We start from the raw sequence: 25,128 nt of genomic DNA on the forward strand, positions 1-25,128 counted from the left end.
TTTTATGAATACTTTTTCCTAAGTGTAGACACTTATTGAGAGACTATATTATTGAGAGACTACATTTATTGAGAGACAGAAGGAATCTTCAATGAAATGAGAAATACCGAATATGACGGATATTCGCTGGAATATATTGAGTGCGGTCTATTCAGGAAAAGACAGGAAGGGGAAAATCACTCCCACAACCTGGAAAAATTAACCCTTGTTGACATTTATTTGCTCTCTTTGTCAATCATTATCTTTAATAAAGCAGCAGCTACGTCTAAAGAAGTATATTCCTCTTGAATAAGCTTTTCAACTAAATTATTATACTCCCCGAGATGTCCTGCATCAACAACATCTTTAACATTTTCTAAAATTGTGTTTGTTCTCATCTCTTCAACATCACTGACAGAAGGAATTCTTCTAGCTATAATTTTAGTCTTTGTGAACTGCTGGATCTGCCTTATTCGATATACTTCTTTACCTACCACAAAAGTAAATGCAAGTCCTGATTTTCCTGCTCTGGCTGTTCTTCCGATTCTATGCACGTAATACTCATCATCCGTAGGTATGTCGTAATTAAAGACAGCATCCAGATCTCCTACATCGATCCCCCTGGCTGCCACGTCAGTTGCTACCAGTATCTCAATCTCTCTTTTCCGGAATCTGGACATGACAATGTCTCTTTGCTTCTGCTGCATATCCCCGTGCAGGCCATCAACCAGGTATCCTCTTATCTTGAGATTCTCAACCAGTTCATCCACACGTTTTTTCGTATTGCAAAACACCAGCGATAATTGCAAGTTATAATAGTCAATTAAACGAGCCAGAGCTTCAAATTTTGTCTGTTGCTTGACCTCAAAATAAAATTGCTCGATATTAGGAACAGTCATTTCTTTGTGTACAAGCTTTACAAAATGAGGGTTGTTTTGATATTTTTTAGTCAAGTCCAGGATTGTTTTAGGCATTGTTGCAGAGAAGAAAATAGTCTGTCTTTGCTCCGGGATCTTCTTCATAATAGTCTCGATATCTTCTCTAAACCCCATATCCAGCATTTCATCCGCTTCATCCAGTATGATTATTTTCACGCCTTCCGTTTTCAGAGTGCGGCGGTTCAGGTGATCCATAACACGCCCAGGAGTGCCGGTAATAATCTGTACGCCTCTTTTTAATGCCTTAATCTGGCGGTCTATAGGCTGCCCACCGTAAATAGGTAATATCTCGATGTCCGGTTTATATTTTGAGATCTTTTTGAGCTCTCCTGCTACCTGAATCGCCAGCTCTCTTGTAGGACATAAAATCACAGCCTGTAGCCCCTTTATTTTCGGATCTATCCTCTCTAAAACAGTAATTCCGAAAGCTGCAGTCTTCCCCGTCCCCGTAGGAGCCTGTCCGATAACATCTCTGCCTTCCAGCATATAGGGAATGGACTGAGCCTGAATTGTGGTAGTCTCTTCAAATCCCATATCCTCTACTGCCATCAGTATCTCTTTTGATAGATTTAAATCTTTAAACCCTGAACCTTCCGTATTTAACCCTCCTCTCTCAGTTTCAACCTGTTACCTTTTACCAACCCGGTTTTATTTTCATGGTAGAAATACGTTAATGAACGGACTCCCTCACTATAATCCGGTCCCCTTCCGCGCTGTGCAACAAAACTGCGGTATCATAATGAATAAGGAAAAAGAAAGTGAAAAAACAAAATTTGCAACCACCGAATACAGCCTGTCTTTGATTCTCATTCGCCTACCCTCAAAAAGATCTTAACTATTTAAATATCGGATTTTAATATAAATTCCTAATACTGACTATATGAATATGATCCAGCCAGTAGTGTAATGAAAAATATAATTATAATAAATAATATAACAATTTATAAGGTATATAATTCCTGAATTTAGATCCTTTCAGAACCTTTCTGAGTATTGTTTTCCATTTTTGAGACGAAAAAATCAGAATTCTAAAGCCGAAGAAACCATAATTCACTTTATCAGGTCGCTTTTTTCCAGGCATAAGCCTGTCCATTACCAAGAGCAAAAACCTAAAAAATAAAAAAGATATTTGAAAATGAGTTTATTTAGATAGAATTTGACTTTATTTTCTTTGCACTATTAAAGGTTTTTTGGTCACAATTAATTTTTGCCTTTTCTCTCCTTTTTTAGCGGGAAAGGCTGCCCCTCTTCGTTGAGCGTGACAAAAACGGCTGATACAGCGAATAAGGCTATACTGGTCAGAGATATTATAAGTTAGTCCTCTTGAGCGAAAAGGACATCGTGCTGTTGCACTTGCAGTGCAACTCCCAGAAAATCTTCGATTTCCTGTGATCCCGAAGCGAAACTATGGAAGCGAAACTTGAGAAATAGAGGTGGGAGGGGAAAGGGGCAAAGTTAGAAAACCCCTTTCGATAGAAAGTAATACATTGTAAAAAACGAATCCAGTTTTGTTTTTTTAACCCGCAAAAAACATTTTTTTGCGGGTCTAGCAGGTCTATTCGCATTTAGGGTATGATTATGTCCTTTCTTAACGGTGTAAAATAAGCTGAAAAACTATTTAAGGATTGCTACATGATGGCGTGGCACATACTGGCAGAGCAATACAAAATAGACTGCAGATTTTCACGCTGTAGGAGAATTCCTGAGACCTTCTAATGATTAAGAGCAAAAGGGTTTCGGAATAGGTTAACAAAACGGGTTTTGGAATAAGTTGTATTTCAGATCTTTTTTCCGTATCTTTTTTTCTAAACATTTCTTCCTGAAAGTATATGCCAGTTTGAAGAGAAACAACATTAACTTTGCTAAATATACGTTGAATCCGATTCGGATTCGATTGAACATAATATTGAACATAATTTAGACCTATTTTTAATACAGGGGGTATCAGGCAAATGCTATTGATGGATATAATAACCTGGGAGCCGAAAGACTCAGCAAAGGTTCAGAACCTTTATAAGAACTACGAATACCCGGAGGGAATAAAGATAACCGACGAGTGGATTGACCTTACGGGTTATCGCATGTTTGTAATTTACGAAACTGAAGACGAAAAAACGTATACACCTTCAATCACTCCCTTTATTGGGATCTGCAGGTTCGAAACAATCCTGATTATGAGAGCAGACAAATATATGCAGAGGGCTCAGGAACGTGCCGAGAAAACCGGGGAAAAAGGGGCAGGGGCTGCTCAGGGTAAAGAAGCATCTGAAGGAATCCTTGAGCAGATAGAAGGGCTTGAAAAAAGAGTCGAACGCCTTGAGCACCATTCTTTCATTCAGCAGGAAGATACGACCTGAAACCTTTAAAAAGAAGAATTTCAGGTAAACCTACCTGGTTTACTTTTCAAGCGCACTTTTGAATTTATCCGCACCCATACGATAGATATGCCAGCCATCAACAGGCCCGGCCCCGAAGTATTCGTAAAACTCCCTTGCAGGGTTCCAGTCAAGCACTGCCCACTCCATCCTCCCACAATTCCTTTCTTTTGCAAGCTTAACGCAGTGCATAAACATTGCCTTTCCGATTCCTTTTCCCCGAAACCCAGGTTTCACAAATATATCTTCGATATAAAGCCCCTGTTTTCCAACAAAAGTGGAGAAGTTGTGGAAAAAGACCGTAAAACCTGCAGGCACCCCATCAAGTTCGGCAAAGAAAACTTCAGCATAACGCTTTTCCCCGAACATGGACTCCTCCAGGGTTTCTTCTGTGGCTGTGACCAGGTGAGAGAGGTTTTCAAACTCAGCAATCCCTTTGACAAATTCAAAAATAAGGGGAATATCTTCTTTTTCTGCACTACGGATGTTCAAACCAGATTTTGTCTCAGTTTCAGCCATTTTTATTCCTTTTTTGTTGGTCGGTTAATAGAATTCTAAAAAGCTTGACAGGGTTATGAAAGGTTGCATATAATTGATTCCAATAGTCAAATGCGTAAGCCCTATTAAATTGAAGATAGTATTTTAATGTAATTTCCAGAAGTTAGCTACATTCACGCAGGACCTGATGATAATTATCTGGCACAATTGCTGATCAAAGACCTATCGAAGGAATCAATCAAGAAAATGGTGGGTAGATGAAAACCGATAAATCCGTATGCTTTACTTTCAGAATATTATATTTGCGAACCTCAGGAGATTCCTGATGCTTTGTCAGGAAGACTTCAAACCTGTCACTCTTGCTGACAGGGAATTTTTCGAACGACATTACGCGCTTTACCCGCAAGCCCACAGCATCAACACATTTACAAACATGGTCTGCTGGAACCATTTTACACCATACCGGTACGCATACGTTAACGGGAACATTATTATTTCGTGCACCACTGAAGGGGTTACCAGGTTCCACCCACCAATAGGTCCCCGCGACCCGGTGATTATGCGTGAGCTCATACGGCTGGCACTGGACATGAGCGACGATACGCCCCTTGTGTTCATTGACCCGGAGACTGCACGTTGGATGCAGGAGCTTGAGCCCGGCCTCGTGCTAGTGCCGGACAGGAACAACTTTGAGTATGTGTACAGGGCTTCCGAACTTGCGGAACTCCCGGGAAAGAAGTACCAGAAAATCCGGAGCCACCTCAACAGGTTCCGAAAGAACTGCCTGAACATAACTGAGCCGATTACATCCGAAAACCTGGAAGAGGTAAGGGAACTCCTGAGAAAATGGCACGATTGGAAAGGGTGTGAGAAAAATTTAGTCCTTACCCATGAGATCGAAGCAGCTCTTTACGCGGTCGAGCACTTCACCGAACTTCTCCTGAGGGGCCTTCTAATCAGGGTTGATTCGGAGGTGAGCGCAATCTCCCTTTTTGAGCGCCTCAATGCAGATACAGCGCTCATCCACTTCGAAAAAGGGCTGCCGGACTGTGAAGGTATCTATAAGGCGATTAACGCGGATACGGCAGCAGTTCTTGCCAGCGAAGTGGAGTACATCAACCGGGAGAGCGACCTCGGCGTCGGCGGCCTCAGAGAAGCAAAAATACGGTATCACCCGCATCACCTGGTTGAAGTATATTCTCTCAAACGGTAAACTGTTTTTAGTAAAACGGCTGAAGTCTGAAAAGGAGAATAGTAATTTAAAGGAAAAAGGATTGAAAGAAAAAAGAGATGAAAAAATTAGTTTTTCCGTTTTCACTCTTCTTTCTTCTTTTCCCCGAAGGCTTCCTTTACGATTTTAACTGCACAGAGTTCTCCGCACATGGAACATGCGTCGCTTTCCGTCTTTCTGGCGTCACGGATTTTGCGGGCGCGGTCGCCGTCGATTGCAAGTTCGAACTGTTTCTCCCAGTCAAGGTCCCTGCGGGCATAAGCCATAGTTGTATCCTGTTTCCAGGCGCGTTCTCTCGGGCCTTCTTTTATGAGATCGATAGTGTGGGCTGCAAGCTTTGTTACGAGCAGTCCCTCTTTAATATCTTCGAGAGCCGGGAGGGCAAGGTGTTCCGAGGGGGTTACCATACAGAGGAAGTCGGTGCCGTACATTCCCGCAACTGCTCCTCCGATTGCACCGGTGATATGGTCAAAACCGGGGGCAATATCGGTAACAAGGGGCCCCAGAAGGTAGAGAGGAGCTCCGTCGCAGAGTTCTTTCATGCCCCGGACACTGAGTTCGATTTCGTTTAAGGGGACATGCCCCGGCCCTTCAACGAAAGTCTGGACATCGACAGCCCTTGCACGTTTTACAAGCTCCCCGAGGGTGATAAACTCCATGAACTTGGGGCGGTCGGAAGCATCGGCAATACAGCCGGGGCGCATGCCGTCCCCAAGGCTGAGGGTCATATCGTATTCTTTTGCGATTTCAAGGAGATAATCAAATTCGACATAGAAGGGATTGTCTTCCCCGTTGTGCAGCATCCAGGCAATGGTAAAAGAGCCACCCCGGCTGACCACATTCATAATCCGGTCACTCTGGCGCAGGCGCTCGAGGGAATTCAAGTTTACTCCGGCATGTACGGTTACAAAATCCACGCCCTGTTCGGCATGCTTCCTTACGGCGTTGAACATGTCGTCAGAGGTCATTTCCACGACAACTTTCTGCGAAGCTGCTGCCTGGTAGATCGGGACAGTCCCTACCGGTATATTTACGGCTTTAAGGATACGGGTGCGGATCTCATCCAGGTTTCCGCCTGTTGAGAGGTCCATTACTGCATGAGCCCCGAATAATTCTGCAGTTTTCGCTTTCTCGACTTCGGCATCGATATCGATACAGTCCCTTGATGTGCCTATATTGGCGTTTATCTTTGTGCTCATGTATTTGCCAATACCGACAGGCAGGGTTTCTCGCCTGATATTCCTTGGAATGGCTATGAGCCCTTTTGCCACGCAGGAGCGGACAGTTTCTGCATCTATTCCTTCAGCTTTTGCCACGGCTTCCATTACAGGGGTAATGGTTCCCCGTTTTGCATCTTCCATCAGCGTCATTTTTACTCCGTATGTTGAGGTGGATGAGATAGTATTCCAGTCCAAACTATTCTGGTCTTACAGTGTTTTAGTCCTGAAACATTCCAATCCTGAAATATTCCAGTCCTTAAATATTTCAATTTTAACTAAGGGCTTACAGATAAGGACATACCAGTAAAGAAGATAAGGACTACCGGCAAATGTGTCAGTAACAGTGATAGTGAAACAATATAATTGAGTAATCTTCCTAACTGAGCAATCTTTCTATTAAACAAACTTTCCGTTAGAATGAATGTGACAATTAATCCGGGAATTTCAGTTTGTAGATTAGAACAGAGAGTGAACTGATATATAGCTTTTTACATCCGGAAAAGTCATCCAATAATGTATAAACAGACAAATATATAAATAATGTAAGCATACTAATCAGGGTATGTATATGTATGAGATCTATGTTGATTATTTATAAAGCGAAGGGTTTTTACAGAAGACAGGGACTTTACAGACAGCAAGAATAAATAATTAAAGTCTGCCAGTTAAGCTAAAAAAATCAAACCTGGAAACGTTTCAATGTACTTCCTAATTATGCTTCCTTGACGTTTTCGGCAATATTTCCATGCCATCGTTCAAATGATATTTTCTTACAAATGATATTTCCTTACAAATGATATTTCCTTACAATATTCTATATCTCAATAACAGAGGTTAAGGTATTTTATATGACAGTTGTCGCATTTGCAGAAAAAAATAAAGCAGCAGCCCAGATTGCCAGTATCCTGGGCGATGGGGAAGTGGATAAATTTTCAGTAGAAGGGCTGCCTGCTTATGAGTTTAAGTGGAAAGGGGAAGAATGGCTCGTGATGGGGCTTTCCGGGCACATCATGAACTATGATTTTCCTGAAAAGTACAATAAATGGAGTGAGGTTGACCCTGGTACGTTGCTTGGAGTTGACCCTGAAAAATTCGTCACCAGGAAAGAGTATGCAGCTGCAATAAAAAACCTGGCAAAAAGGGCAGACAGGATTATCCTTGCATGCGACTATGACAGGGAAGGAGAAAATATAGGGTTTGAAGCAAAGACACTTGCCGAAGAGGTTACAAACGTGCCTATTGCAAGGGCTCGCTTCTCAGCACTTTCCCCAAAAGAGGTCAGGAGAGCTTTTGAAAGTACTGTAGATCCTGACCATAACCTCGCTATGGCTGCGGAGGCCAGGCAGATCCTGGACCTGAAAATGGGAGCAGCTTTTACGCGTTTTGTCACGCTCTCGGTCAGGGAAAAGGCAAGAACAAAAGACGTCCTTTCAATCGGGCCCTGCCAGACACCTACCTGCGGGTTTGTGTACGAAAGGGAAAAGGCTATCCGGGCTTTTGAGGCAAAGGACTTCTGGAAGATTACTGGAATCTTTGCTACAAAAGAAGGGGAATTCGAAGGCACTCACAGAGCAGGAAATATCCACGACAAAGAGAAAGCGGTTGAAATCTTCAAGAGGCTAAAAGGGGCAAAAGAAGGACTTGTTGTAAAGAAAACGGTAAAAGAAGCAAAGACCAGCCCTCCAAACCCGCTTAACACGACAGAGTTTCTGAAGCGGGCTTCAAAATTCCTGGGGATCAGCCCGGAAGTAGCCCTTGAGGTTGCAGAACAGCTCTACCTTGCAGGGTTTACAAGCTACCCGAGGACAGAGACCAACAAATATGCAGATGACTTCGACTTCAAGTCGCTACTCTTCGATTTTGCGAGGCAGAAGGAATATAAGCCTTTTGCCGAATCAATCCTCGCTGTCCCCATAGTGCCGAAAAACGGGGAAAAAGACGCACACGACCATCCGCCTATCCACCCTATCCGGGCGGCTGCCAGGGGAGAAATAAGTGCTACAGTAAACATCCCGCAGGCAGCAGAAGTCTATGACCTTATTGCAAGGCACTTCCTGGCAAACCTGATGCCTGCAGCAGTTTTCGAAAAAACTCACCTCCACCTGCAGGTCCAGGAAGAACCTTTCGACTCTTCAGGGACAGTGCTTAAAGATGCAGGCTGGCTCGAAATCTATCCCTTTGAAAATAAAAAAGATAAGCTCCTCCCGTTTGTAGAGGAAAAAGAGAGGGTAGACGTAAAAAAGCTAAGCAATACAAAGTCCAAAACCAGCCCTCCGAAAAAATTGACCGAAGCCGAGCTCCTGACCCTTATGGACAAGCACGGAATAGGGACAAAGGCAACAGCTCCGACCCATATCGAAACAAACAAAAAGCGAGGCTATTTCGAAACCAAAGGAAAGACAGTTTCGATACTTGATACAGGTTTTACCCTGATGGAAGGGCTTTCCCTAACCGTCCCGATCCTTGTGAGGCCGGACATCCGCTCAAAAATAGAAGCCCTTATCCAGGAAGTCGAAGACGGGAAAAAAGAGTTTGAAACCGCTCTCGACGAAGGCACAACCCTGATCAAAGAGATGTATGCCCAGCTTGAAGCAAACAAAATAGAGCTGACTTCAAGCATTGCAGGCACAATCAAGGACGAAGCTGCCCTTGAAGACAAGAAAAACTACGTCGGCAACTGTAAGGCTTGCGGACATATTCTCAAAATCGTGCAGACGGATTCCGGGCGCTTTGTGGGCTGCACAGGCTACCCTGACTGCAGGAACTCATTCCCCCTGCCAAAAACCGGAGCTCTGACCATACTCAGGAGCAAGGAATGCAAAAAAGAAGGCGCAGCCGTCCTGAAGGTAGGAAACAAATACAACTGGGCTGTCGGTATAGGGCCCTGCTTTAAATGCGACCTTGAAAAGGAATGCTATCCACCTGAAACCGTAGGTCCCTGTCCTGAATGTGACGGGAGCATGTTCCTGATCGCGTTCAAAGACAGCCGCTTCCTGGGCTGTACAAAGCGCTGTGGGTACACTCATTCGGTCCCTAAGACCGGAAAACTGACCCTGCTCGATAAGACCTGTGAGACCTGCGGCTGGAAGCTATTCAGGCTAAAAGCAGATGGAGAAGGAGAAAATCCGGAAGAAGATATCTGCGTAAACCGGCGCTGCACGGAAGGCATACAGTACTGGAAAAAAGCAGGTCCCAGAAATGAAGCAAGGTTACGGGCGAAGAGTCCTGCGGGTTCTGCTGCAACAGGGCCTGAAACAGGAAGTGCAGCAAGGAAAGCAGAAAACCCGGCAGCAAGGAAAGTGGAAAGACTCGCACCAGCCAGAGTTTCAAAAGCACCATCGGTTTCAGGTAGCAGGAAAGAGAGTAAGTGAAGACCCGGTAAAAATCCCGGTATGGATCCGTTAAAGAGTCAGTAAAAGAAAATAAGTAAAGGTCCAGAAAAGAGAGTGTAAACAAGCAAGTTAGCAGGGATTATTAAGAAAAGCTTAAGAAAAGCCTAAGAAAAGCCACGAATAAAGTTGTGAATTAAGTTGTAAGTAATTAAACAATTAAAAGAGAGATAAGAAAATCCTTTCGGATTTTCTCCTGCTTCTAATTTTTGAACCGAAAAGAAATTATGCTGCGGCTGATGCAGGTGCAGGTGCAGCTGCGGGCATTTTTTCGACTTCGGTCTTCCTGATCTCGACTCTGCGGAGCGGGTAAATGAACTTGGCCTGCCTGTAAATGGCTGCTGAGAGCCTGCCAAGGATTGCTTCCTGCATGAATGTCTCGAAATCGGATTCTGCTGCGCGCCTTTTGACGATCTCAACCATCAATTCCCTGATGGCTTTCATCTGGCTTGAGCGTGCCCTTTTGATGGTGAAGCAGGTCGGCTTTACACGGATAATGTAGCCGTCTTTGGTTTTAACCTCGACATTGGCGTCGATCCTGGAAGTCTGCCTCTTAACGATTGAGCGGATATAGTCGGTTGTAAGTTCGTGGCCCATGAGGTCGGTAGTTGCTGTGTCTCCGACAACGTTGCTGATCCTGAGGACAACCTTTGTGTTGTTCTTGGTCATGTCGTTGGTGAGTTCTCCAACTGTAGTCTCAACATTGCGGCCTAAGAGCAGAGCAGGGTCTCCTGCCATTGTGTTTCCGACAACAGCCCTGTTTAGGTAAACCGGGGCTTCAATATTGTACCATTCCTTGGATTTCCATCCGTCAAGCTTTCTCTGTACTTTCTTTCTTGCCAAGTAATTCCTCCGAAGTATATTCGTTCTGTGTAGTTTTATTTTGCTTTGCCCTGATGCCCTCAGGCAGTCTCAGGTCTTTGTCTTCCGGATGCTCAGGTGAGCCTTTCCATGATCAATGAGTGTGAAAGGTTTTTCAGGCGTTTCTGCACAGTTTTACACTGCCGCAGGTTTGCTCTTTTATTACCTTCTCTTTGCAATATCAAAAATCTCTGAGCCTCTTAGCATTTCCGGACTGGGGCCCCATCCCATCTGCCGATAGCCACAGGCTCCTGATAGTCAAAAATGCGACCGGAAATCGGCCAGATATTCTCAGAAATTAACGGATACTAACTAGTTAATGGCTCACTATACACATCATTTCCGTATATAAAGAAATCGGTCAGAAACGCTTTCTGCTCTATTGTTCACATCCCAGGAGTAGAAAAAAGAGTGAAAAAACTTGGAAATAGTTAGAGAAGGGTTGAAAAAGAGTGGAAACAGAACTAAAAAAGAGCAAAAAATAGTTAGAAAAGAGTTAGATAAGCTAAAAATTAAAAATGAGTTAAAAAGAAAACAAAGAAAAAAATGAGTTAAAAAAAATTAAAAAGAAAATAAAAAGAAAATAAAAAGAAAAATGAAGGAAATTCAGAGGAAGCGAATTCCTGCTGGCATTTCGCCCACTCTCTTCCTGAACTCTTCAGGCCAGTTTTCCGGATCAAGCCCTTTCTGCGCAAGGAAGACCGCAGCCCACCTTTCAAGCCCGACCCCCGAGCACCCGGACCAGAGTTCTTCTCCGGACTGCAGCTTTACATTGAAGCCTTTCGGATACTTGTCCCCGTTGATGCTAACGTTCTGGAACTCGAGCCATTCGGCGTTTTCCCCGCGATAAGGCAGGCAGGCTTCATAGTCAGTTGTCCCTACAGCATTTCCTTCGGCAAGCCCGAGCAGCCCTTCCTGTGCCATGAACCAGGGAGTAACCCTTGCTTTTCTCCATTCAATGTCCAGGATGCCATTGAAGATATGCATGTAGCGCTCATGAAGCTCTTCCGCACACCTTATTACCTCTTCCTTTGTCCCTATCCAGACGATTTCTATCCTGTGGAACTCATCTACCCTTTCAATTCCGTGGATCCCACCGCTTTCGTACCTGTGCGAGGTCCCGGACCTGTCAAAGACCTTTACAGGAATCCCGTCATTCGGAAGAGTTTCACCTGCAACATACATCCAGAAAGGCGGGCACTGGGCGTAACACATACCGCCTATGGGTTCCCCGATTTTTTCTTTAATGAGCTTTGTCGGAACCTCGTGGGTTACCTTGTAATAGTCTGCAACCTCTTCCCAGTAATCAGGATCCCTTGTCTGCGGAGGGCAGACGTAGTAAATCTCAGGGTATACTCCTTTGGCATGCCCGGACTTCATCCAGACCTCCCAGGTGACCAGCTTCGGGAAGATCATCTCCCTGTACCCGAGGGGCTCAAGTAGTTCGTCAAAAACGATCTTTTCGAAAGTCCGGAAGACCTTTGTGGATTGAGGCCCGTGGATCCACTGACCGCGGCTTGCTCCCCTTTTGAGCCAGCCTTCTTTCATCATCGCCTGGGTAGGGTCTTCTTTGAAGGGGTGCTCCATAGGCTCTCTCTGCCAGATCAGGTTCCAGTGCTCAGCCTTTGCCCCGTACTGGGCAGCCTCGATTTTTTCTTCAAGCAGAGTAAGGATGCGGTCCGGCACCCGGTTCTTCATCTCAGCCTCCCCTACTTCAAGCTCGAGCATGATCCCGCCTTCGATATTTTCCATTCCCTTTATGTAAGGAACCTTCAGCATCCTGAGTTCGTGATCGGTCGGCACCTGAATGGTAAAAGATTCGACCTCAATTCCCCTGATCCCTATCCTGTACTTCTTCCCGAGTTCCTCGGAAAGCACTTTCTTCAGCCGCAGGACGGCATCATGAACCCTGACATACCTTCCGGACTCCAGGGTAAACTCGATCCTGTCTTCCCCGAGCTTCCATTCCGTAATTCTTGCTCCCTGCCCTTCAGGGGCGCCTCTGGTAAGAAGAGTATTGTTTGCCTCTTCAAAAAGCGCAGCCACAGCTTCCTCTGCAGGAGTGGGGTCTGCACCTGTTTTAAAGTAAGCTTTGAGTTTGAACTGTAATTCCAAGGTTTGAGCCTCTTTTAGTTGTATTGAATAGTGTGGTTGTGAGTCTGGAAAGGATGTCAGCAGAATTTAAACGCCTATTCTGGAGATAAATGCTTATTCTATAATAGCAGGTGCCTATAGTTCGGATGTAAAATTAGATATAGATACCTGTACTGGTTGTAGTTTTTTAGTTAAAAGAGAAATTAGCAACTATATAAATATTTAGATTCTGCTATTGACTGGTAACCATGCGGACATTTATAATGTCTATTTAACATGCAATACATTATACAACTGGATAAGATTGCAAATCAGAGTTTCAAATAAGAAGTGAGAAATTAAAGATACAGGATAAGGATATTATGAAAACCAAAGAAACACATATCGACGTTAACCACATCCGGCTTCTTATCCTGGAAAGAAAGGACGAAATTAAAGAAAAATTCAAAGCTGAGGTCGTTGAAACTTTTGGCTCATAAGCCCGAGGCGAGGAAAAGGAAGGAAGCGATATTGATGTCCTAGTGAGGTTTGAAGAAGGAGCAAGCCTTTTTGACTTTACAGCACTTGAGTTTTATCTTGAAGACCTGTTTGGAGTCTCTGTAGATGTTGTTTCGGAAAGAGGTATTAACCCAATAATTAAAGATGATATATTAAAGGGAACTCCCGGGGTATGAAATCCCCTCTGCTTTACCTTTCTGAAATGCTCGGCGCTGCCAGAACTATAAAGGATTTCATACAAAGTATGGAAAAGAGACTTTTTGAAGGATAAAAAAACCAGGAGCGCAGTTGCCCATCAATTACTGGTGCTGGGAGAGGCATCAGAAGCCATTCCCCCCAGATATAAAGTTACGAGCTCCAAACCTGGACTGAAGAGTTATGGCAGGTATGAGAGACCGCCTGACACATGCCTATTTTAATGTGGATTACGACCTTGTCCGGGATACTGCTAAAGAGCTCATCCCAAAACTCACTTTATTCTCACTCATTGAACGTTTTTAGAATTATTTTCACGGTCAGGAACTAGATTGATCATTCGAAATTCAAATATAAGAAGATTTTAAGGAATAAGGCCTTTTTCGCGTAATACTCCCTGCTCATCACTCGTAATATAAGCAAAAATTTTCGGCTTTTCACCTATTATTTGAACAAAATAGATTACATCAAACTCAATCAGTTCTTCTCTTCCGTCTTTTCTGTTATAAAATGAATGCCAGTGTACTTTTGCCATTGAATGGTATTCGTCTAAAGAAGATACCTCAACTGAATCAATGCTCATGGACTTTGTCCCGATACTCCTGTAAAATTCATACCCTTGAGTAATCACAGTACGAAATTGCTCATCATTCTTACCGCATAGAACCCCGAAGGGATTAGCCTCAATAAAACAGTCTGTAAATGAATTTGCAGTCTCTTCAACATCAATTTTCCCGACCAGTGACTTATTAAATCGGGTCTCATGTTCTCTAAAAAAATCTTCCAGTTTCTTATCGATATTATCCATAATCCAGCTTCCTCTGAGATGCTTCTGACCTTCCGCATATGTCTGACAAATTTTTCCTTTTTTATTAACGAGCCTATCCCAAAAACAATTTTTATTCCTTTATTTAGAAAAGTTTCAGAAATACTTTCCTGATCAGAAACTCAATTGAATATTTCAAAATAGAGAATTAGAAAAGTAGATTTGAGTTTTAGGGTCAGCTCATGAATAAAGTCTGGATTGATCTTCAGTTACTCAAGCAACAGACATTGATAGATGTACCTGATAGTAATCCTCCCCCACTTTAATTACATTCGACTCTTTTAAATGAAGAAACTCTTCTACCTGCTTCCATTCAGTGGAATCAATTCTAAAATCCTGTCCTGCAGTCTTGAGTGCTCTCTTCAAAGCCGGATACTCTACTATTTCACTTTCAGTGACAACAGCATATTTTTCGGGTACTGTTCCCAGTTTTTCGGCTCCGATCCAGTATTCGGCTGAGTTCATATGGTTATAAGCCCCAAGAACAAAAAAGCCTGCAGATATCAGAAAGAGGGCTCCAAAAGAGATAGCAAATCCCTTAAGGATAAAACTGGGCGAGAAATCCCTTATAACCAGCACTCCAGTCGCAAAAAGAGTCCAATAAATCAGAAGCATCAGATGAATCGATCTCGGAGCATGTATTCCTCTGAGTATATAACCACTCAGGTAAAATGTGGAAATCCCAATAAAAAAGAACATCGCGTATTTTTTAACTCTTTTATTCAGATTCTTCATAAAATTCCCAATAAGTAATAAATATGACAGTATTTGTTTCTTTCGAGAATACAAAGCCGAAATTTTTATAGAGAATGAACAGGGTTAGGAGGCCAATATCAGGGTTAGGAGGCAAACATCAGGGTTAGGAGGCCAATATTATAGAGCCCAACCCAAAACTCAAAGTTGCTTCTCTAAATTAAATAACTAATCAAGTTTCTAATTATGAAAAATAGCTCTGAGATTCGTATTGATTTTAGAATAAACCCAGTTTTGGGATGAGCTCGCTAAAAATAATGACTATAAATTTTACAGAAATTCCATTATACTGCAGTTCTAATCTGAAATTAACAAATTTAATATACTCCTTTGAATTTAATATACTGTATTCCTTCGTTTTTTTGGACAAAAATTAAGAGGCAGTTTTCAAATCCATATTTTATAAAATTTTTGATAAAAAATGTAGTTTAGAGGGTATAGAGAGCCAATCTTTTGGCTCTGTAGCTAAAACAATAATTAAAGGAGGATTAAAATGAAAAATCTATTTGATTTAACGGGTAAAGTTGCTATTGTAACAGGTGCTTCCTCAGGTCTTGGAGTAGATTTTGCCAGAGCTCTGGCAAATCAAGGTGCAAATATTGCTATAGTTGCACGTCGTGAGGAAAAATTAAAGGAAGTACAGAAGGAAATCGAAGAAATTGGCGTGACCTGCCGCTATTACGTATGTGACGTAATGAAAACAGAACAGATTAAGAGTGCTGTGGAGCAGGTAGAAAAAGACTTCGGCAGAATTGATATCCTTGTAAACAATGCCGGTCTTGGGCTTGTTGACAAGGCAGAACAAACAACTGATGAAATGTGGCGCAATATGATAGATACCAACCTGAATGGTGTTTATTTCTTTGCCCGCGAAGTCGGGAAAGTAATGTTAAAGCAAAAATACGGAAGAATCATTAACATTGGGTCAATTCACTCAACAGTATCAATGAAAGGAATGCCGGTTACAGCTTATTGCTCAACAAAGGGCGGAGTTTTAATGCTCACGAAGTCTCTGGCAACCGAATGGGCAAAAGAAGGCATTACTGTTAATGCAATCGGACCCGGTTATTTTGCTCTCGGAATGGCAGAAGGAGTTGTTGCTGATCCGGAATTTGTAAAAATTATCGAGTTTATGTGTCCTATGGGACGTGCAGGAAAGTCCGGAGATCTGGATACAACAGTTGTTTACCTTGCATCCGAGGCATCAAGGTATATTACAGGCCAGATAATTACAGTTGACGGCGGCTGGACAGCACTTTAACCAGTCCTTCAACTCATCCGCACGGAATAAAAGTTTAATTGATGAATGGTCGGGTTGGAAGAGTTAAGGAAATTTATTCAGAAACTGAAAAGTGAGCCTTTTTAAGCTCTTTTTCAAAGGAGCTGCGTTTCTTTTTTCAGGCTGCCTGAAGGCAGTTTATTCTTTTTGATTTTGATATAACACTCTGCCTAACCAGTTTTTTGTACATGTCCCTTTTACAACTCACCTTCTTGCCCTGTAATCTGGAATCTCTTTTTTCCCTATATTTTCTACTTTACGGACAGGCTCTAAGTCGGGACCAAGTTAGAACCAGAAAAGCAGAAAAAGCATATACACATGAAACATGATATCAGTATAGAGAAAAGTAGCCATTATAATTTCAGCAGTGAAAGAAATACAGGAGGCGGATACTATGGAAAATAAAGAAACACATATCGACGTTAACCAGATCCGGCTTCTTATCCTTGAAAGGAAGGATGAAATTAAAGAAAAATTCAAAGCTGAAGTCGTTGAAATTTTTGGCTCATACGTCCGAGGCGAGGAAAAGGAAGGAAGCGATATTGATGTCCTGGTGAGGTTTGAAGAAGGAGCAAGCCTTTTTGACTTTACAGCGCTTGAGTTTTATCTTGAAGACCTGTTTGGAGTTCCGGTAGATGTTGTTTCGGAAAGAGGTCTTAACCCGATAATTAAAGATGATATATTAAAAGGAACTGCCGGGGGTATAAAATCTCCTCTGCTTTACCTGTGCGAGATGCTCAAAGCTGCCAGAAATATAAAAAAATTCACAGAAGGGATGGACAAAGACACTTTTCTGGACAATAATAAAACAAAGGATGCAGTCGTACTCCAGTTTGAGATCATAGGTGAAGCCGCAAAATCCGTTTCTGATGACATAAAGTCTCTGTCTCCTGAAATTGATTGGGAAGATATAATAGACATACGAGACCACCTGATATGTACTTATTTTGATATAGATTATGACCGCGTTTGGAATACCGCAATAAAAGACATCCCCGTGCTTGAGCAAACAATTGAGAAATTGCTTGATGAGCTGAATTCCAGCAACCAGGGATTATAACGCAAAGAATAGAAATCAGAGGGGAGTGAAATGAAGCCTGACAGGTGTACATTCTGCAGGGGAAAAATCTCAGAAGGCGAGACCGAGCTCGTTGTAAAAATCGGAGAGCAGATTATCGCTATTAAAGATGTTTCCGCCTATGTCTGTGAAAACTGCGGGGAAGCATATTATACTCCAGAGGTTTCAAGAAAAATCGATATAGTCATGAAAAAGTTTCATGAGTCAAAACTGCTTCTTCATCCCGTGGCTGCCGGAGAATTGAGTTTTGACGAGATTGTTGCTTGATATCATATTACTTTTTTATTCTTGACACTATCCAAACAATTGATCGAAAGCAAAGTAAAAAAGAAAAAGCGATTTTTTCTTAATCATTTGCCCGGTGGTTTGTATTCCAGCTTCGATGCTTTCTTCATGGCCTCGATGCCTTCATCGACCGACAGCAACGGTGTAGTCTTAAACACCCTTATAGCACCTCCAGCTGAGACAGCCATTGATAGGGCTACTGCGCTCTCATCATCAGGTAATGTTGCGATTTCCACCACATCATAATCGCCAAGTGCGAACCAATAACCTTTAAGTTTTCCCCCAACGTTTTCAATTAAAGAACGGGCTACTTCTTCACGGTTTTGAGGATTTGCTACTAATGTAGCTACTGCTTCAGGCGCAAATGATATTTGAATCAGGTAATCTTGCATTAATTCCCCTCCCAATTACTTAGGTTAATATTTCAAGTGATAAAATATATACATATCTATTAAAGGTTTTAAATAAATTTGAGATTAAGTTTGGAACAAATGCCCTGCTAAAGAAGGAAATATCTGGATTTTTATAAATAAGACTGTATGTTCTGATGCAGTAGAATTCCTGTTAGATTTGATAAGGACACAAAAAAAATCAGTTCTGGAATCAGTTCACTTAATAATATGTTCTTGACCATCAATTGTTATTTTCCATCCGGGGTCTAAAAATTCAGATTTCACATCAGCATAGTGTAACTTCCTGTGACACAAGGGACAAACAACTAATAAATTCCAGCTTTGAAGGGTTTCCGGTGCCTTTTGATTTAATTCTATCATATGGTGAACTTCTGCATATTTCTCACCGTTCTTTTTCAAAAATCCTGGATATCCACATATCATACATTTGTAGCCGTATTTTTCTTTAATTGCATTAGATAATAAGGAAGGTCTTTGTATCAATTCAATGATAGTTTCTTTAAACTCTGGAGTATTTCTGTATTTAAGGTCTAATTTTTTTATCAATTCATCATAATCGAGGGTTTTTCCTTCTCTAAACTCTTCTGATATAGCAGTTTTGCCAGATACATAAGTATTTACAGCCTCAGATATCCAATTCAATACTCTATCCTCATCTTCAGGTTCTATTACAGCAAAAGTTTGAACTGCATCATAGTTTTTGGAAGTAATTTTTACTTCATTTATATCAAAAGGCTCTACAGGCCTTACATTTTCTCCACTAATTATATATCGCCAGTGCTTTCCCCAGATTTTATCGCTTAAATTATCTACGTCTTCCTCGCAGGATACAAAATTCATTATCCAACGGATTGATTTCTGCCCAGGTGGAAGTGTACTTTTAGTTTGAGCTATCAAGATTATATCGCCCGGCTTGACATTATGGGGTTTTCCATCTGTAGCATGTTTCGCGTTATTAAGAACACCTTCCATAGTTTTAGCTGAGTTTTTAAAAAGTAGCATGTAATACAGGAAAACTTATTAAAGTAATAAATTTTTTGGTTTTGTAAAAGAGTTCCTAAAAAACAAAATCTTGGACATATTCTAAAAGAGTAAGTAAAAAAGATGAGTTGTATGGTAAAAGCCATAATACTTTACACAATCTCACAAACTGATGTGATAGAAAGTTTTGGAATGAGAAAGACCTTAACCGTTTTAGTAAAAACATTTCCGGCAGCTAGGTCTAAAAACCTTCGCTTCTGAAATAGAGTTCAATTACTTCTTTCAACAAAAAAGTGTTCAATCAAAAACCTCCCCACAAACTTCACTCCTCCCCTTTATCAAAAACCCCAATAAGTAAAATCCTACTAGCAAATCCTCCTCTCTCTTCCCTCTTCCTCTCCTGTACATTCACAACATCCTCAAACCCCCTAATCCCGGAAAGTGTATCAATGACCTCCTTTACATCAGCCAGTTCCTCAACGCAAGGGTTCTCAGTAAATTCCAGGACTTCCTCCTGAAGCTTTTTAATGAGGTATCTCAGGTATTCCCCATCGTCATCGAGGATTTTGTATTCAGGAATCCGGGTTGAGGATTTTATGATTTCGGGGATTTTGTCTCGAACCAGTTTGTCGTAGGATGTGAGGTTGGTTTTTTCGGGCATTCTGAAACCTTCGATTTGTAGTTTTTAATTTGCTTAGCTATCAACTATTTGATGTAGTTCTTATGTTGTTATATTTGTTTTACGTTTGTTATCAGCGGTTTTTAAAGGAATTTTGCTTTTACTTCTTCCAGGTTGGGGACTCCATCGAGGTTTTCATAATAGTTTTCAAGGTCTTCTATCATTTTATTCCGGATCTGCTGGAGGTCGGAGTCGTTATTTATTTTTTGCCACAGGTAGAAAGAAAAAGCTATATGGTTCAGGTCTTTGCAATGGTACATGAAACGTTTTCTCTCGAACTTTTCAAAGGGATTTGAGAGTATGCTGGCTTTGATTGTGTTTTCATCCCTGATCACATCGGGACTGTTGAGAGGGCAGTTCGGCCGGTCAACGAGGAGGCCTTTTTCGTGCCTTTCCAGGTAAAAACTTGAGTAGAGGCTGACAAGGTTCTCAAGGCTGCATTCTCCGGTGTGGTCCGTGCATTTAAGGAAAGAGAGCATGAAAATAATTTTGTATGAAAAGGAGTAGTCCCCATTTTCCAGGAACTCGAAGAAGTCCTCATACAGGGTTGTTTCATCGTGTTTCTTGAGCCCCTTTTTCTCCCTGAGCTCCCCGGTTTTTTCCGGCTTGAAATACAGGAGAGATTTCCGGCCAAAGGGAATTTCTACATCGGGGTTTACGTCCCCTTTTCTTATCCAGTCCTTCAGGGTGCCGGTTGAAATGAAAAGTTCTCTTGCGAGCTGTTCCATATTTATATAATCGGGGTATTCTCGCTCAAAGGTGAAGATGTTGATTTTTTCTATCGACCTTTCTTCCTCGTAAAGCCCTGCAAGGACCAGTTCTTCAGGGTCAAGCTCGTATCTTGCTTTCGGGTCCTTCAGGACATTTGCCCAGGGGACGTACCTGTCGATCCCGAAAATGCCGTGGCAGCTCCAGGGCATGTTGAACGGGCCATAGTTGTCAACAACATCGATTACGTAAAGGGCTTCTTTTCCAGGAAATCTCCTTGTCCCCCTGCCTAGCTGCTGGAGGTAGAGGGCTTTTGACATCGTGGGCCTTGCCATTACAATAATCGAAGTCTTCGGGGAGTCCCAGCCTTCCGTAATCAGAGAACAGGTGCAGAGGAACTGGATTTTTTCGTCTTCGTATTCCCGGATATAGTCCATTGACCTTCTGTCTTTTCCGCTTACTGCCTTTGCACTGATCCCCTGTTCCCTCATCCTCCTGGCAAGCGATTCGGCATGTGCAACCGAGACACAGAAAATCAGTCCTGATTTGAAGGGGAGTTTCTCCTGGCTCTCAAAACCAACCCCATTTTCAGCTCTTTCCCGGGCTGCGAAATATTTTTTGAGCACATCAACGATCAGCTGGTCCCTTGAGGGTACGATAAGGTTCTTCTGGAGGTCAGAGGCGACGTAGTCTTTCCCGTTATACCTGATCTCGCTGAGATCAAGGTTACTTTTTACCCGAAAAGCCTTTATGGGAGCCAATATTCCTTTTTCAATAGCCTCTTTTAGGGTAAGGTTGGTTTCATATTCCCCAAAGATTTCTTCAAGCTTTTTCTTATCAAGCCTGTCGGGAGTTGCGGTCAGGCCGAGAAGAGTGTCGGGGTTAAAATACTGAATTACTTTTTTAATTCCGGGGGCAACGGAATGATGGGCTTCGTCAACTGCAATATACTGGAAGTGGCCCTGCCTGAGATTCTGATACCTCCTTGACATTCCGGCATATGTCTGGACCATTATTTTACAGTCTTCGGAGTCCCCTATGCTAATCGAGTAGGTCTCTTTTTCCTCGGTTACTAAAACCTGCTCAGCTGTATTCGCAGTCAAAAAAGGAGATGGAATAGCCCGATTCTGTTTATTCCATACTCTGTACCCCTCAAAAAAATTATCCATCGTTTGCTCCTTCAATTTCCTTGAAGGAACAAGCACAAGTGCCCTTATGGACACATCCTTCTCGTATTCCCTAAAAAAATCCGATATAAGTATATGCGTTTTCCCGGTCCCGGTCGGGAGGTGCACAAGAAACGCCTTTTTCCCGTCCTTCCTTTCCCTTTCGATTGCTTCAAGCACATCTTCCTGGTGATCAAAAAGCTCAAACCCTCTTTTTGCAAGGACATGGTGGCAGTCGATTATCTTTTCAGGCTCAGGGAAATACCTTTTGATCTCCTCGCAAAAAACATCCCGAAACTGCATGGACCCAAGGGACCACCTGTAAACCCTTCCGCCCTGCGAGACTATGGAGTTCTGCTTCAAAAGCTGGTCCTTATATCTCTCTTTTCCGATGATTAGCGGGTGGTGGAACCTTTCCCCGTTCTTCTCGATCCCGATAAATCCGCCTTCGGTATGGACAACATAATCGATCCACCTTGTCCTCCCGTTTACGTCGAAAATGGGGTATTCCCTGCTTATCCGGGAGAGGATATCCCGCCCAAAAACCTCACAAAAGGCGTCCTCAAAATAAGATTCAGGAACAGTAGGGTCCATGCACTGGTGCTCACGATCCATTCCTTTTAAAACAGGAGCCGCATCATCACAGAACTCACCAGAGACCAGAAGGGGGAGCATTTCTTTCATTTCAAGAAAATCAAGCTCGTTGTCAACAACAAATCTGAAAACCCTGCCGCAGGAAAAAACGATCTCATTTTGCTCCTTTGTGTATTCGCTGTAGCTGAAGGGGTGCTCCCGGTTGCAGATGCTGCGATCCACTATCACGGCGATTTCCATTTCAGGAGTTGAGTAAAGAAATCCTCTGAGAAGGGACTTTGTTCTGGTGAGGGAGAAGGTTGAAAGGAAACTATCTATCCGACTGGTCAGACTGTTGTTTTTGCAGGGTAATTCGGGCATGCTCTTTCTTGTAATGGTATTGTAGTTTAAAAACTTTTATAAGTAAACTTGAAGCATTACAATATTTCATTCCGTGATCCCGGAAAGCGCATCAATAACCTCCTTTACATCAGCCAGTTCCTCAACAGAGATTTTCAGTAAATTCAAGAACCTCCCCCTGAAACTTTTCAATAAGGTATCTCAAGCATTCCCGGCCATCATCAAAAATTTTGCATTCAGGGGTCCGGTTTGAGAATTTCAAGATCTAGAGATTTTGTTGCGGACGGTTTGGTGCGGGATCAAAAACTAATAAACGGTTGATGAGGAGAGGGGAGCAGTATGCGCGGGAAATATATTTTTACAGAAAACAATATGTTGTCTCTTTTGACAAAAAAAGGGCTCTGTAGAATCCTGTCTAAACTTGTTTCCACTAGATTCATTTAACCTAGAAACTTGACGCTAAGCCCATTTCAAAATATTTGGCATATCATAAATGGAGGATTTCTACATAGCCTATTTTATTAACTTTTTTTAATAACTTGTTTGCAATTCTCTTCATGAGTTTAAAATCCAAAGATTGTAATTAAGCAGCATTGCGAAACTTACCCACAAGATATAAGGAAGTAATAGGTAAGAAGCTGTTTTTGAGATCTTTCTAAACTGAATTATTGTTAGTAAGATAGCAAACCAGAGCAGAATTATCTCAATAAAAGCATAGTATGGAGACCTTAGACCAAAGAACAGATAGGACCAGATGATGTTAAGACCTAATTGTATACCAAAAATGAGTAATCCAATTTTCACTTCTCTTTGCTGTACTCCTTTCTCCCAGACAATATAAAGAGAAATTCCCATAAGCGTATAGAGCAGAATCCAGACAGGAGAAAAGACCCATGGTGGAGGGCTGAAAAACGGCTTCTCAAGTAAAGGAAACCAGTTTTCAACTGAGGAGGCTGTAAATACCGCGCCAATTGCTCCTGCAAGCTGGCAAAGCAATATCGAGGCCACAAGTTTAAAGAAGTTTATCTTCTGAGACATGTAAGACACAGGAATATTTAGTACTTCACTATATTAACTTTGAGGTCAAAAAGAAGCTTAATTTTTCGGTTTCGAGAATTTATAGCTATTATGTAAATTTCAGGTAAAAGGAATAAAATTCGGCTTTGTAAAAATATTCATGAAGGACCGGATAATGGAGTTTATGTCCGGCTCGGTTCCAGCAACCGAAAAGCCGATAGCGATCTTATCCAGGAGCTTCGCCGAAGTGCGATGGGTCTTGCGTTCGATGAACAAGCACTCCCGGACAGAACAGTGGAAGACCTCGATTTTGAAGCCGCAGTAACCTGTTTTGAACGTCACCGGAAACTTTTAGAAAAAGACCTCGAATCCCTGCGTCTTGTTACCAGACATCAGGGGCACCTGGTTCCTACAGTGGGCGGCATGTTGCTGTTCGGCAGAAATCGGGAGATGATCTTTCCCGATGCATGGATCCAATGCGGGAGGTTCATCGGGACCAATAAGGTCGATATTTTTGATCATATCGAGATCCACGAACACCTGCCGGTAGCAGTTGAAAGAGCAATGGAGTTCCTCAAAAAGCACGCCATGCGCGGAGCGGATTTTTCAGAACTTAGACGTAAAGATGTCTGGAGCATCCCTCTAACGATACTCCGCGAGGCGGTAATCAATGCTGTTGTCCATGCTGACTACTCTCAGAAAGGTGCTCCCATTAGGATCGCTTTTTTTGACGACCGAATCGAAATAGAGAATCCTGGGATCCTGCTTCCGGGGCTAACTGTAGAAGACATGCTCCAGGGTGTATCCAAATTAAGGAACCGAGTTATAGCTCGCGTTTTTTGGGAACTTGATCTCATTGAGCAATGGGGCAGCGGAGTTCCTCGTATGTTTAAAGAAGCTGAAACCCTGAATATACCTGAACCGGAGGTTATCGAGATAGGGATGCGGGTAAGATTAATTATCCACCTTACCGAAAAAATTAAGACTAAAGTCCCAAAAACAGCTATCGAACAAGTAACCGAACAAGTAGCCGACAAGTGCACAGATTGATCTTCTGCCTTCGACAGGGATCTTTGGGGGGTCGTGAAGCTATGCAATGCCTGGGTTTGAATCATCGCCCCACATTTGTTTATGATTATCTACAACCAGCCATCCAGGCAGGTTTTGTTGAGATGACACAACCCGATTCGCCTAGAAGTCCTACTCAAAAATACCGCCTGACGGCTAAAGGGAAGGAATTTCTGGACAAAGAAGTCAGCGGAGACACAAAGTAAAATAGTGTTTCTTTTATTTTTTCAGTCGGATAAAATAATATATAATGTAATAGAGCAAAGAGGAGGCCGGATGAGGCAAGAATCTCTGGTAACTAAGTACGATTACGATTTCGAAAATGACAGCATTTTCTTTTACGGAAGCAACAAGAAGTACAGGTCTTCAATAGATCTGGATGGAATAATCCTTGATATTAGTGAAGATAACCAGATAATGGCTATTGAGATCCTTGATGCTTCAAATAGGTTTAACCTTGCAAAAGAAGATCTACGCAATATCAAATACTTTGAAGCTCGCATCGAAGTTAGCGAAGAAAATATCAGGCTGACAATGAAAATGAGTGTAAATAAGAGAAATAAACTGGTTGACAAAGGTCTTGATGCTCTCGGGCTGAACAGCATGAACCTCCCAATAAGCACGCAAGGGATAGCGCTTAACTGCTAATTTATTTTTCAGGAAT

The 25,128-nt window shown here is 42.3% G+C and carries 23 protein-coding genes and 2 pseudogenes; 13 read left to right on the top strand and 12 right to left on the bottom strand.

Going from position 1 to position 25,128, the window contains the following annotated elements; genetic code table 11:
• Nucleotides 1–215 precede the first annotated feature (215 nt).
• Nucleotides 216–1,466: a DEAD/DEAH box helicase gene (locus tag FXV91_RS04000; RefSeq protein ID WP_229388624.1), complete on the bottom strand. Its 1,251-nt coding sequence runs from the start codon at nt 1,464–1,466 to the stop codon at nt 216–218.
• Nucleotides 1,467–2,869: 1,403 nt separating this feature from the next.
• Between FXV91_RS04000 and FXV91_RS04005 the strand changes: the two genes are divergently transcribed.
• Entirely contained in the window at nt 2,870–3,274 is a 405-nt protein-coding gene (locus FXV91_RS04005; RefSeq protein ID WP_229388626.1) for a DUF3303 family protein, read from the top strand.
• A 39-nt stretch (nt 3,275–3,313) separates the two neighbouring features.
• On the opposite strand, the gene FXV91_RS04010 is transcribed toward FXV91_RS04005, so the two are convergent.
• A complete protein-coding gene (locus FXV91_RS04010; RefSeq protein WP_229388628.1) occupies nt 3,314–3,811 on the bottom strand; it encodes a GNAT family N-acetyltransferase in 498 nt (165 codons plus the stop codon).
• 304 nt (nt 3,812–4,115) lie between these two features.
• On the opposite strand from FXV91_RS04010, the gene FXV91_RS04015 reads away from it, so the two are divergent.
• A complete protein-coding gene (locus FXV91_RS04015; protein ID WP_229388630.1) occupies nt 4,116–5,003 on the top strand; it encodes a DUF2156 domain-containing protein in 888 nt (295 codons plus the stop codon).
• Between the two features lie 101 nt (nt 5,004–5,104).
• Here FXV91_RS04015 and thiC read toward each other — a convergent pair whose 3' ends face one another.
• Complete coding sequence (gene thiC, locus FXV91_RS04020; RefSeq protein WP_229388632.1) at nt 5,105–6,391, bottom strand: phosphomethylpyrimidine synthase; 1,287 nt, start codon at nt 6,389–6,391, stop codon at nt 5,105–5,107.
• A gap of 698 nt (nt 6,392–7,089) precedes the next feature.
• Here thiC and FXV91_RS04025 point away from each other — a divergent pair.
• The gene (locus FXV91_RS04025; RefSeq protein ID WP_229388634.1) at nt 7,090–9,612 is read left to right on the top strand and encodes a DNA topoisomerase; all 2,523 of its coding nucleotides are present in this window, start codon (nt 7,090–7,092) and stop codon (nt 9,610–9,612) included.
• Nucleotides 9,613–9,855: 243 nt separating this feature from the next.
• Here FXV91_RS04025 and FXV91_RS04030 read toward each other — a convergent pair whose 3' ends face one another.
• Nucleotides 9,856–10,473, bottom strand: a complete 618-nt coding sequence (locus tag FXV91_RS04030; protein ID WP_229388636.1) for a 30S ribosomal protein S3ae — start codon at nt 10,471–10,473, stop codon at nt 9,856–9,858.
• A gap of 439 nt (nt 10,474–10,912) precedes the next feature.
• Here FXV91_RS04030 and FXV91_RS19630 point away from each other — a divergent pair, with 439 nt between their 5' ends.
• Nucleotides 10,913–11,041, top strand: a complete 129-nt coding sequence (locus tag FXV91_RS19630; protein WP_255679910.1) for a hypothetical protein — start codon at nt 10,913–10,915, stop codon at nt 11,039–11,041.
• Between the two features lie 56 nt (nt 11,042–11,097).
• Here FXV91_RS19630 and FXV91_RS04035 read toward each other — a convergent pair whose 3' ends face one another.
• Complete coding sequence (locus FXV91_RS04035; RefSeq protein ID WP_229388638.1) at nt 11,098–12,606, bottom strand: serine--tRNA ligase; 1,509 nt, start codon at nt 12,604–12,606, stop codon at nt 11,098–11,100.
• A 470-nt stretch (nt 12,607–13,076) separates the two neighbouring features.
• On the opposite strand from FXV91_RS04035, the pseudogene FXV91_RS04040 reads away from it, so the two are divergent.
• Both FXV91_RS04040 and FXV91_RS04045 read left to right on the top strand, forming a co-directional pair.
• Nucleotides 13,077–13,259 (top strand): annotated as a pseudogene (locus FXV91_RS04040) (nucleotidyltransferase domain-containing protein); the annotation flags it as partial.
• A 202-nt stretch (nt 13,260–13,461) separates the two neighbouring features.
• Entirely contained in the window at nt 13,462–13,584 is a 123-nt protein-coding gene (locus FXV91_RS04045; RefSeq protein ID WP_229388642.1) for a HepT-like ribonuclease domain-containing protein, read from the top strand.
• Between the two features lie 58 nt (nt 13,585–13,642).
• Here FXV91_RS04045 and FXV91_RS04050 read toward each other — a convergent pair whose 3' ends face one another.
• Together FXV91_RS04050 and FXV91_RS04055 are read right to left on the bottom strand one after the other, a co-directional pair.
• A complete protein-coding gene (locus FXV91_RS04050; protein WP_229388644.1) occupies nt 13,643–14,086 on the bottom strand; it encodes a hypothetical protein in 444 nt (147 codons plus the stop codon).
• A gap of 231 nt (nt 14,087–14,317) precedes the next feature.
• Complete coding sequence (locus FXV91_RS04055) at nt 14,318–14,839, bottom strand: hypothetical protein (RefSeq protein ID WP_229388646.1); 522 nt, start codon at nt 14,837–14,839, stop codon at nt 14,318–14,320.
• A gap of 511 nt (nt 14,840–15,350) precedes the next feature.
• Here FXV91_RS04055 and FXV91_RS04060 point away from each other — a divergent pair.
• The 3 genes from FXV91_RS04060 (at nt 15,351) to FXV91_RS04070 (ending at nt 17,481) form a co-directional block, all read left to right on the top strand.
• Complete coding sequence (locus FXV91_RS04060; RefSeq protein ID WP_229388648.1) at nt 15,351–16,118, top strand: SDR family oxidoreductase; 768 nt, start codon at nt 15,351–15,353, stop codon at nt 16,116–16,118.
• A gap of 412 nt (nt 16,119–16,530) precedes the next feature.
• Nucleotides 16,531–17,196: a HepT-like ribonuclease domain-containing protein gene (locus tag FXV91_RS04065; RefSeq protein ID WP_229388650.1), complete on the top strand. Its 666-nt coding sequence runs from the start codon at nt 16,531–16,533 to the stop codon at nt 17,194–17,196.
• A 30-nt stretch (nt 17,197–17,226) separates the two neighbouring features.
• Nucleotides 17,227–17,481, top strand: a complete 255-nt coding sequence (locus FXV91_RS04070) for a type II toxin-antitoxin system MqsA family antitoxin (RefSeq protein ID WP_229388652.1) — start codon at nt 17,227–17,229, stop codon at nt 17,479–17,481.
• A gap of 83 nt (nt 17,482–17,564) precedes the next feature.
• Here FXV91_RS04070 and FXV91_RS04075 read toward each other — a convergent pair whose 3' ends face one another.
• The 5 genes from FXV91_RS04075 to FXV91_RS04095 all read right to left on the bottom strand — a co-directional run bounded on the left by FXV91_RS04075 (nt 17,565) and on the right by FXV91_RS04095 (nt 23,417).
• Nucleotides 17,565–17,891, bottom strand: a complete 327-nt coding sequence (locus FXV91_RS04075) for a GYD domain-containing protein (RefSeq protein WP_229388653.1) — start codon at nt 17,889–17,891, stop codon at nt 17,565–17,567.
• 216 nt (nt 17,892–18,107) lie between these two features.
• Nucleotides 18,108–18,914 carry an HNH endonuclease gene (locus FXV91_RS04080; protein WP_229388655.1) on the bottom strand — a complete coding sequence of 269 codons (807 nt, stop codon included), beginning with the start codon at nt 18,912–18,914 and terminating at the stop codon, nt 18,108–18,110.
• A 301-nt stretch (nt 18,915–19,215) separates the two neighbouring features.
• A complete protein-coding gene (locus FXV91_RS04085; RefSeq protein ID WP_229388657.1) occupies nt 19,216–19,554 on the bottom strand; it encodes a nucleoside triphosphate pyrophosphohydrolase in 339 nt (112 codons plus the stop codon).
• A 101-nt stretch (nt 19,555–19,655) separates the two neighbouring features.
• Entirely contained in the window at nt 19,656–22,400 is a 2,745-nt protein-coding gene (locus tag FXV91_RS04090; RefSeq protein WP_229388659.1) for a DEAD/DEAH box helicase family protein, read from the bottom strand.
• Nucleotides 22,401–22,934: 534 nt separating this feature from the next.
• Nucleotides 22,935–23,417 (bottom strand): TspO/MBR family protein, encoded by a 483-nt coding sequence (locus FXV91_RS04095; RefSeq protein WP_229388661.1) that lies wholly within the window; start codon nt 23,415–23,417, stop codon nt 22,935–22,937.
• Nucleotides 23,418–23,648: 231 nt separating this feature from the next.
• On the opposite strand from FXV91_RS04095, the gene FXV91_RS04100 reads away from it, so the two are divergent.
• The 4 genes and pseudogenes from FXV91_RS04100 to FXV91_RS04105 all read left to right on the top strand — a co-directional run bounded on the left by FXV91_RS04100 (nt 23,649) and on the right by FXV91_RS04105 (nt 25,112).
• Nucleotides 23,649–24,446 (top strand): ATP-binding protein, encoded by a 798-nt coding sequence (locus FXV91_RS04100; protein ID WP_229388663.1) that lies wholly within the window; start codon nt 23,649–23,651, stop codon nt 24,444–24,446.
• A 41-nt stretch (nt 24,447–24,487) separates the two neighbouring features.
• Nucleotides 24,488–24,559, top strand: a pseudogene (locus tag FXV91_RS20140) (Fic family protein); the annotation flags it as partial.
• A gap of 9 nt (nt 24,560–24,568) precedes the next feature.
• On the top strand, nt 24,569–24,670 hold the full coding sequence (locus tag FXV91_RS20145) for a Fic family protein (RefSeq protein WP_345945479.1): 102 nt from the start codon (nt 24,569–24,571) through the stop codon (nt 24,668–24,670).
• A 70-nt stretch (nt 24,671–24,740) separates the two neighbouring features.
• Nucleotides 24,741–25,112 carry a DUF2283 domain-containing protein gene (locus tag FXV91_RS04105; RefSeq protein ID WP_229388665.1) on the top strand — a complete coding sequence of 124 codons (372 nt, stop codon included), beginning with the start codon at nt 24,741–24,743 and terminating at the stop codon, nt 25,110–25,112.
• Nucleotides 25,113–25,128 lie beyond the last annotated feature (16 nt).

It is taken from the genome of Methanosarcina sp. DH2 (assembly GCF_020804225.1).
Classification (GTDB): Archaea; Halobacteriota; Methanosarcinia; order Methanosarcinales; family Methanosarcinaceae; genus Methanosarcina.

What these genes read in the sequence shown, in the direction of transcription:
- FXV91_RS04050 (WP_229388644.1), bottom strand. Translation starts at nt 14,086, where the DNA reads ATGGATAATATCGATAAGAAACTGGAAGATTTTTTTAGAGAACATGAG.
- FXV91_RS04010 (WP_229388628.1), bottom strand. Translation starts at nt 3,811, where the DNA reads ATGGCTGAAACTGAGACAAAATCTGGTTTGAACATCCGTAGTGCAGAA.
- FXV91_RS04045 (WP_229388642.1), top strand. Translation starts at nt 13,462, where the DNA reads ATGGCAGGTATGAGAGACCGCCTGACACATGCCTATTTTAATGTGGAT.
- FXV91_RS04100 (WP_229388663.1), top strand. Translation starts at nt 23,649, where the DNA reads ATGGGTCTTGCGTTCGATGAACAAGCACTCCCGGACAGAACAGTGGAA.
- FXV91_RS20145 (WP_345945479.1), top strand. Translation starts at nt 24,569, where the DNA reads ATGACACAACCCGATTCGCCTAGAAGTCCTACTCAAAAATACCGCCTG.
- FXV91_RS04005 (WP_229388626.1), top strand. Translation starts at nt 2,870, where the DNA reads ATGCTATTGATGGATATAATAACCTGGGAGCCGAAAGACTCAGCAAAG.
- FXV91_RS04085 (WP_229388657.1), bottom strand. Translation starts at nt 19,554, where the DNA reads ATGCCCGAAAAAACCAACCTCACATCCTACGACAAACTGGTTCGAGAC.
- FXV91_RS04080 (WP_229388655.1), bottom strand. Translation starts at nt 18,914, where the DNA reads ATGCTACTTTTTAAAAACTCAGCTAAAACTATGGAAGGTGTTCTTAAT.
- FXV91_RS04065 (WP_229388650.1), top strand. Translation starts at nt 16,531, where the DNA reads ATGGAAAATAAAGAAACACATATCGACGTTAACCAGATCCGGCTTCTT.
- FXV91_RS04095 (WP_229388661.1), bottom strand. Translation starts at nt 23,417, where the DNA reads ATGTCTCAGAAGATAAACTTCTTTAAACTTGTGGCCTCGATATTGCTT.
- FXV91_RS04025 (WP_229388634.1), top strand. Translation starts at nt 7,090, where the DNA reads ATGACAGTTGTCGCATTTGCAGAAAAAAATAAAGCAGCAGCCCAGATT.
- thiC (WP_229388632.1), bottom strand. Translation starts at nt 6,391, where the DNA reads ATGACGCTGATGGAAGATGCAAAACGGGGAACCATTACCCCTGTAATG.
- FXV91_RS04055 (WP_229388646.1), bottom strand. Translation starts at nt 14,839, where the DNA reads ATGAAGAATCTGAATAAAAGAGTTAAAAAATACGCGATGTTCTTTTTT.
- FXV91_RS04015 (WP_229388630.1), top strand. Translation starts at nt 4,116, where the DNA reads ATGCTTTGTCAGGAAGACTTCAAACCTGTCACTCTTGCTGACAGGGAA.
- FXV91_RS04000 (WP_229388624.1), bottom strand. Translation starts at nt 1,466, where the DNA reads ATGGCAGTAGAGGATATGGGATTTGAAGAGACTACCACAATTCAGGCT.
- FXV91_RS04090 (WP_229388659.1), bottom strand. Translation starts at nt 22,400, where the DNA reads ATGCCCGAATTACCCTGCAAAAACAACAGTCTGACCAGTCGGATAGAT.
- FXV91_RS04070 (WP_229388652.1), top strand. Translation starts at nt 17,227, where the DNA reads ATGAAGCCTGACAGGTGTACATTCTGCAGGGGAAAAATCTCAGAAGGC.
- FXV91_RS04075 (WP_229388653.1), bottom strand. Translation starts at nt 17,891, where the DNA reads ATGCAAGATTACCTGATTCAAATATCATTTGCGCCTGAAGCAGTAGCT.
- FXV91_RS04060 (WP_229388648.1), top strand. Translation starts at nt 15,351, where the DNA reads ATGAAAAATCTATTTGATTTAACGGGTAAAGTTGCTATTGTAACAGGT.
- FXV91_RS04105 (WP_229388665.1), top strand. Translation starts at nt 24,741, where the DNA reads ATGAGGCAAGAATCTCTGGTAACTAAGTACGATTACGATTTCGAAAAT.